General features: G+C 72.5%; 6 protein-coding genes. All 6 read right to left on the bottom strand.

Going from position 1 to position 7811, the window contains the following annotated elements; all coding sequences use genetic code 11:
* On the bottom strand, positions 1-1267 hold a 1267-nt coding region (locus GTW40_RS09690), incomplete at its 3' end, for a glycosyltransferase family 39 protein (protein WP_343245648.1).
* 329 nt (positions 1268-1596) lie between these two features.
* Entirely contained in the window at positions 1597-3069 is a 1473-nt protein-coding gene (locus GTW40_RS09685) for a bifunctional glycosyltransferase family 2/GtrA family protein (RefSeq protein WP_161179758.1), read from the bottom strand.
* Between the two features lie 14 nt (positions 3070-3083).
* Positions 3084-4787: a HAMP domain-containing sensor histidine kinase gene (locus tag GTW40_RS09680; protein WP_161179757.1), complete on the bottom strand. Its 1704-nt coding sequence runs from the start codon at positions 4785-4787 to the stop codon at positions 3084-3086.
* Positions 4784-5524 (bottom strand): response regulator transcription factor, encoded by a 741-nt coding sequence (locus GTW40_RS09675; RefSeq protein WP_161179756.1) that lies wholly within the window; start codon positions 5522-5524, stop codon positions 4784-4786. Before GTW40_RS09675 ends, GTW40_RS09680 begins: the two co-directional genes overlap by 4 nt.
* Before the next feature lie 188 nt (positions 5525-5712).
* Positions 5713-6609: a DUF2797 domain-containing protein gene (locus GTW40_RS09670; protein ID WP_161179755.1), complete on the bottom strand. Its 897-nt coding sequence runs from the start codon at positions 6607-6609 to the stop codon at positions 5713-5715.
* A gap of 48 nt (positions 6610-6657) precedes the next feature.
* Positions 6658-7665 carry a Bro-N domain-containing protein gene (locus GTW40_RS09665; protein WP_161179754.1) on the bottom strand — a complete coding sequence of 336 codons (1008 nt, stop codon included), beginning with the start codon at positions 7663-7665 and terminating at the stop codon, positions 6658-6660.
* Between the last annotated feature and the right edge of the window lie 146 nt (positions 7666-7811).

Here is a 7811-nt window from a genome sequence, read left to right as displayed (position 1 = left end):
GGAAGCCGCCGCGCATCCCGCCGCGCCGGCCGCCGCCCCCGAAGCCCATCATGCTCGCGCCCGCCGGACCCGCCGTCGGAATGGAGCCCGTGTGGGCCGAGTCGACCGTGCTCAGGGTGTACGCCGTCGGACCGGCGAGCGCCGCCGCGAGGCCGAGCCCGGCCGCGCCGAGGGCGAGGGGACGGCCCAGCCGGGCGGCGAAGACCAGACCGAGGGCCGCCACGAGGGCGCCGACCAGCACCAGCCACCTCAGCCAGGGCAGATAGTCGGGCGTGCGGTTGAGCAGCACGTACCCCCACGCGCCCCCGGCCACCGAGGCGGCGGCCAGGACGAGCGCGGCCCAGGTCTCCTTGCGCCGCTCCCACAGCAGCCCGGCGCCCATGCCGGTGACCGCGCCGAGGTAGGGGGTGAGGGCGACCGTGTAGTACTGGTGGAAGATGCCCGCCATGTAGCTGAAGACCGCCATCGTGATCAGCAGCGAGCCGCCCCAGAGCAGGAACGAGGCGCGGGTGACGGACGTGCGCCCCAGCTTGCGCGTCGCCCACAGGCCCGCGACCAGCAGGATCAGCGCGGCCGGAAGCAGCCAGGAGATCTGGCTGCCGACCTCGGTGCCGAACATCCGGTCCCAGCCGGTCGTGCCCCAGGCCCCGCCGCCACCGGCGCCGCCCCGGCCGCCACCGCCGCCGACGCTGCCGGTCTCGTCGCCGCTGATGCGGCCGAGGCCGTTGTAGCCGAAGGTCAGCTCCAGGAAACTGTTGTGCTGCGAACCGCCGACGTACGGGCGGGAGGACGCGGGCCACAGCTCGACCACCGCGACCCACCAGCCGCCCGCGACCACGAGCGCGCCGGTCGCGAGGGCCAGCTGCCCGAGCCGCCTGCGCAGGGGGGTGGGCCCGCAGACGGCGTAGACCAGCGCCAGCGGAGGCAGGACCAGGAACGCCTGGAGCGTCTTGGCGAGGAACGCGAAACCGATCGCCACACCCGCCCACACCAGCCACTTCGTCCGCCCGTCCTCCACGGCACGGACGACGAAGTAGCAGGCCAGCGCCATCAGCAGGGCCAGCAGCGCGTCCGGGTTGTCGAACCGGAACATCAGCGCCGCCACCGGCGTCAGCGCGAGCACCGCGCCCGCGATCAGGCCGGAGGCCGGGCTGAACCGGCGCCGTACGGCCGCGTACACGACCGCCACCGTGCCGACGCCCATGAGGACCTCGGGGGTGAGGATCGCCCACGAGTTCAGGCCGAAGATCCGGACCGACAGTTCCATCGGCCACAGGAACGCCGAGGGCTTGTCGACGGTGATGGCGTTGCCCGCGTCCAGCGAGCCGAAGAAGAACGCCTTCCAGGACGTGCTGCCCGCCTGTACGGCCGCCGAGTAGAAGGAGTTGGCGTAGCCGGAGGCGCTGAGGTTGTACAGGTAGAGGACCAGCGTCGCGGCCAGCAGCCCGAGGAAGGCGGGGCGCGCCCAGGCCGGGTCCTCGGACCGCCCGCGCCACACCCTGCGGGCGAACGGGGGCCGGGAGTCGGCGGGTTGGGCCACGGGTTCGGGGGCCGGGGCGGGTGCCTCCGGCGGGGTGAACCGGTCGTACTGGGTGGTCATCGGGCGTCCCCCGGTCGGGTGGTGGTGGTCGGGTCGTCGTACGACGTCGGTGGGGTGTACGGGGTGTGGGAGGCGTACGCGGCTTGCGGGGCATACGGGGTCTGCGGGACCTGTGGGGCGTACGGCGGCTCGGTGTCGTACCCGGTCCGCGCGTGCTTCGCGGCCGGGGTGAACGGCACGAAGGGCGCGCCCTGTCCGGTGGGCTCGGCCGACTGCCGTACCGGCTCGGCGGCGCGGTCCGGGAAGACCCAGGCGCGGAAGAGGAGGAAGCGCAGGACGGTCGCCGCGAGGTTGGCGGCGATGAGGACCGCGAGCTCGGTGGAGTGCGCGGGGTGCGTGGTGGCCGCGCTCAGGGCGGCCAGGGAGCCGCTGGTCAGGGCGAGTCCGATGGCGAAGACGACCAGGCCCTGCGCCTGGTGCCGTACGGCCCCGCCCCGGCCGCGCACGCCGAAGGTGAGGCGGCGGTTGGCGGCGGTGTTGGCGAGCGCGGACAGCAGCAGGGCGAGCGCGTTGGCCACCTGGGAGCCGGAGAACTGCCGGAAGACGCTGTAGAGCAGCAGGTAGAACAGGGTGGACAGGCCGCCGACCACGCAGAAGCCGACCAGCTGGCGGGCCAGGCCGCGGGGCACGTCCGAGATCTCGCGGTCGCGCGGGTCGTCCCCGAAGGGGCGGGCGAGGCGGTCCAGCGGGAGCGAGCCGGTGGCGAGCGCGCGGCCGACGCGCCAGACGCCCCTGAGGTCGTCGGTCGCGGTGCGCACGATGTGCACGGTCGAGTCCGGGTCGTCGACCCAGTCCACCGGCACCTCGTGGATGCGCAGCCCGGCCCGCTCGGCGAGCACCAGCATCTCGGTGTCGAAGAACCAGCCGGTGTCCCGCACCAGCGGCAGCAGCACCTGGGCCACGTCGCGCCTTATGGCCTTGAAGCCGCACTGCGCGTCGGAGAAACGGGCCTGGAGCGAGCCGCGCAGGATCAGGTTGTAGCCACGGCTGATGAACTCCCGCTTGGGGCCGCGCACGACCCGGGAGGCCCGGCTGAGCCGGGAGCCGATCGCGAGGTCGGAGTGGCCGGAGATCAGCGGGGCCACCAGCGGGAGCAGGGCGTTGAGGTCGGTGGACAGGTCGACGTCCATGTAGGCGAGGACCGGCGCGTCGGAGGCGGACCACACCGCCGCGAGGGCGCGGCCCCGGCCCTTCTGCTCAAGCCGGTGGACGCTCACCTCGGGCAGGGCGGCGGCGAGACCGGCCGCGACGAGCGGGGTGGTGTCGGTGGACGCGTTGTCCGCGACGGTGATGCGGAAGCCGTACGGGAAGGTGCGGGTCAGGTGCTCGTGCAGCCTGAGCACGCACGGTTCGAGGTCCTTCTCCTCGTTGTAGACCGGGATGACTACGTCCAGGACCGGCGTGCCCGCGGCGTCGGCGGGGAGGTGCTCCCGCGCCGGCAGGGTGCCGGGAGAAGAGTCGCTTCGCATGGAAGTGACTCTTGTCAGGCGCCCTGTCGCGCGGGTGTGGTGACGCTGTGGTCCGGCTGTGAGTGAGGCCGGTGTTCCGGTTGCCCCTGCGTCAGGAGTGACTGTTCCGGGCGGCCGGACGGCAGCGGTTTCCCCGGCGTCAGGGGCAGCCGGACGGTGAACACGGTGCGGCCCGGCGCGCTCTCCACGCGCACGTCGCCGCCGTGCGCGAGGACGACGGCCCGCACGATGGCGAGACCCAGGCCGGTGGACCCGGTGGCGCGGGTGCGCGCCGAGTCGCCCCGCGCGAACCGTTCGAAGACGTGCGGCAGCAGCTCGGTCGGGATGCCGGGGCCGTCGTCCTCGATGTCCACACACATCCAGGGGCCACGCGGACGCACCCGCGCGGTCACGGTGCTGCCCGGCGGGGTGTGGGTGCGGGCGTTGCCCAGCAGGTTGACCAGGACCTGGTGCAGCCGGGCGACGTCGGCGGTCACGAGCGCGGGCTCGTCGGGCAGGTCGAGCCGCCAGTTGTGGCCGAGCCCGGCCGCGCGCGCGTCGCTGACGGTGTCCACGACCAGCGGGACCAGGTCGGCCTGCTCGAACTGGAGCGGGCGGCCCGCGTCAAGGCGGGCGAGCAACAGCAGGTCCTCCACGAGCAGCGTCATCCGCGCCGCCTCGGACTCGATCCGGCCCAGCGCGTGCCGGGTGTCCGGGCCGACGGGTTCACGGCCGCGCCGGGTCAGCTCGGCGTAGCCGCGTATCGAGGCGAGCGGGGTGCGCAGTTCATGGCTGGCGTCGGCGACGAAACGCCGTACCCGCGTCTCGCTCTGCTGGCGGGCGTGCAGGGCGCCGTGCACATGGTCGAGCATCCGGTTGAGCGCGGCGCCGACCCGGCCGACCTCGGTGTGCGGGTCGCACTCCGCCTCGGGGACGCGCTCGCTGAGGTTCACCTCGCCGCTGTGCAGCGGGAGTTCGGAGACGCGGGTGGCGGTGGCGGCGACCCGGCGCAGCGGGCGGGTGGCCACGCCGACGATGACGGCTCCGGCCAGCGAGGCGGCGACGAGTCCGGCGAGGGTGACGCAGACCTCGGCCAGGACGAGGGTGTCCACGGTGCCGTCGGCGTCGGCGGTCGGCAGGGCGACGTAGAACTGGTCGGCGCCGTGGTTGGCCGTGGTGAACCGTACGAGGTAGTCACCGCGCCCCGGCAGGTGCACGGTGTGCGGACTGTTGTCCCGTGGCACCGCGGAGAGCGCCGTGACCTGGTCGGCGGTGAGCGCGGTCGCGCGCATCTGGAACCTGTTGAGGTAGTCGTTGTGCTGCACGGTCCGGGCGGCGGACACCACCTGGCCGTCCCGCACGAACCCGGCGACGGTCCCGGGCCGTGTCGGTCCCGTGGTGAGCAGCGTGCGGACCTTCTGGGCCGGGCTCGACGTGTCGGCCCCGCTCCCCGGATCGGTGTCCCCGACCTCGGGGAGCTGGAACGGGTGGAAGCCCGCGCGCTGGGCGACCTCCCTTACCTGGCCGTCCAGTTGGTCGTACAGATGCTCGCGCAGGGCCAGCGTGGTCACCGTGCCGATCACCGCGGCCACCACGGCGATCAGCGCCACGGACGCGACGACCAGCCGGGTCCGCAGCGTGCGCGGCCGCGCGGTGCGGCGGCCACCGGTCCGGGGCGGCCGCCGTGACCCGCGCGGCCGCTGTGACTCGCTCAGGACGCGGCGGCCATGACCGCTCATGACACGGCGGGCTTGATCAGATAACCCGCGCCGCGCCGGGTGTGGATCATCGGCTCCCGGCCCGCGTCGATCTTCCGGCGCAGATACGAGATGTACAGCTCGACGACGTTGGCCTGCCCACCGAAGTCGTACGACCAGACCCGGTCCAGTATCTGCGCCTTGCTGAGCACCCGGCGCGGGTTGCGCATGAGGAAGCGGAGCAGCTCGAACTCGGTCGCGGTGAGGTGGATGGAGTCGGCGCCCCGGGTCACCTCGTGGCTGTCCTCGTCCAGGGTCAGGTCGCCGACCACCAGCATGGAGTCCGACCTCCGGTCGGCCGCCCCGGACCGGCGGATCAGCCCGCGCAGCCGGGCCACGACCTCCTCCAGGCTGAACGGCTTGGTCACGTAGTCGTCGCCGCCCGCCGTGAGTCCGGCGATCCGGTCCTCCACCGCGTCCTTGGCGGTGAGAAACAGCACGGGTACGTCGGGCAGTTCACGGCGCAGCCTGCTCAGCACGGTCAGGCCGTCCATGTCCGGCAGCATCATGTCCAGCACCACGGCATCGGGCCGGAACTCCCGTGCGGTGCGCAGCGCCCCCTGACCGTCCCCCGCGCTCCTGATCTGCCAGCCCTCGTACCGCAGGGCCATGCTCAGCAGTTCGGTGATGGACAGCTCGTCGTCCACCACCAGCACACGGACGGGGCTCCCGTCCGGCCTCAGCAGTTCGGTGCGCCCCTGGGGCGAGGTCGTGGTCATGGCGGAACCATGTCCGCGGCCTCTGAGAAGAGACTTTCGGGAATCTGTGATTTCACTGAGAAATGCGCGAGGGGTGAGCGGAAAGGGGCCGATCGGGGGGTTGTTTGGGACATGGGTGGGAAACGCTTGGGTGATTCATGGGGGATTGCCGCGCCCGTTCGGCGCAGGGCGGGGCAGAACGGCACCCGTCAGAAGAGGCCGTCCTGGCGACTGGCCGACCCTGCCGCGAACTTCCTCACCGGGATGGCCGGTTCACCGCTGTGCGACGGCTGTGGCGTGACGAGGTCCCAGCCGGTCATCAGCCGTGTGTCGAGGACGACGACCCCATGACCGTCGACGGCGAGATGCAGATCGGGTCCGGCGACGGCGACGAGTTCACCGGCGAGGGTGCCACCGGGGATCAGCTCGCGCACGTCGGCGAGGGCGGGTTCGGCTTGCTGGATGCCGAACGCCTCTGTGTGGTCGACGACTTGGCAAGGGGCAGGGTCGAGGGACTCGGGCCAGGCGGGCAGGGCGCGGGCCTGAGCATGCAACTCGCTCACTTCTCGCGCACGTTCGAAGCTCGTCTGCGGCAACTGCGCCCGTACGGCGCGCTTCTCGGCGTACGGCACCCGGTCCGGCACGTTCAGCGCGGCGCGCAGCAGCTCCTCGGTGCGGCGGGCCGCCATCAGGGGGCCGGTGCCGAGCCAGCTGAAACAGACGGCGCCCTGTTCGAGCAGGCGCGCGGAACCCCGCTCGGCGGCCGTGATGCCGACCTTGGTCATGCCGGGGCCGAACCAGGCCAGATAGACACGGTACGGACGCGGATCGTCGGCCAGTGTGTCGGCGGCCACCGAATGCGCGCGGTCCAGCCGTGCGCACTCCTCGCACCGGGCACCGGTACTCCGCCCCGACACCGCCGCCCGCAACGGGCAGTCGTTCCCGCGTGCGCCTACACACCGGCGCGTCGTGTCCTCCGCCACCGCGAAGGCGACCCGCTTCCCCCGGGTCAGCGGACTGCGCCGCCCACCGTCCCACACCAGCGCGGGGCCCTCCGGGGTCCAGCGGAGGCCGGAGCATCTCCATACGCGTGCGGTCGCTGTCATCACGGTCGAGGGTAGGAGACGGCACCGACAGCGCGGGCACGCGCCGGGTTACGGCAGCACATACACCGGCACACCGTCCCCCGCGTTCCCCGCCTGGCGCACACACCCCCGCTTGATCAGCATCCGCACGCAGTCGTGCACCCGGTCGAGGGTGAGCCCGGTGCGCTCGGCGACCTCCTCCAGCCTGCAGGGGACCGGGCCGCGTACGAGGGCCGGGGCGAGATGGACGGCCACGGCGTGCACGTCGTCGGTGACGACGAGGTTCCGGGCCCGCCAGGTCGCGAGGAGGCGCTGGGGGGTGAGGGGCGGGGGCGGGGGCGGTGCGGGTACTGCTTCGGCTTCGGTGCGCGGCGCCGGGGGCTGGAGCCGCTCCGCGATGAGGTCGAGGGTGTCGGCGATGCGGCCGAGGACGTGGTGGAGCCCTCCGGCTCGGGAGCCGAGAGAGCCGAGGTGATCGTTCGTTCGCCCGCGCTCCTCGTTCGCCCGCCGCGCCTGCTCGATCTCCTCCAGCCGCGCGACCACCATCGCCTCGTCGGCCCGGATGTTCCGCTCCTCCAGCCGGACGATGGCCTCGGCGACTTCGTCGGGCATGAGATAGGCGGTGCTCCCGCCGGGCGCGGGTTGCACGGGGGCGGGGTCGAGACTGTAGGAACCGTCGCGCTGGATGGTGGCGATGACTTCGGAGACCCAGGTCTTGAAGGGTGCGCACTCTGGTTTGGTGCAGCCGTTGACGAGGGCGATGAGTCCCCGGAGATTCACCATTCGCATCGTCTTGTTGAGCCCGCGACCTGCAACGTTGCGCAGAGCGTCTACTCCACAGACGCTTCGCGCAAGCTCGCCGAGAGTCAAGTGGTCGGCTTCCGAGACATGCCACAGCAGTGCCTGCCGGGTATTCGCGTAGCCCAGGCTCACGGCCACGTCCACTGCCGGGAACCAGTGCTCGCCCTCCGGCGTGGTCAGCCTTCGCACCCGCGTCCCGGTGGCCGCGAAAACGAAGTCGTTGATGTCGATCGCGTCCCGCGCCCGTGCCGCAGCCTTGTCGTCCCGCTCGTACATCGAGCATCACCTCCACTGCGGAAGCCAGGGACGCCCCTCGTCAACTGCCCCGCACACAGCGCACGTTCACTCGACAGAAGACAGAGGTATCGATTCCGCACCCACCCCCGCCCCCACCAGCGCGTTCTCCCCACTCCGCCCCCGCC

It is taken from the genome of Streptomyces sp. SID4985, assembly GCF_009863025.1.
In the GTDB taxonomy this organism is placed as follows: domain Bacteria; phylum Actinomycetota; class Actinomycetes; order Streptomycetales; family Streptomycetaceae; genus Streptomyces.
This window is presented reverse-complemented; position numbering and strand designations above follow the sequence as displayed.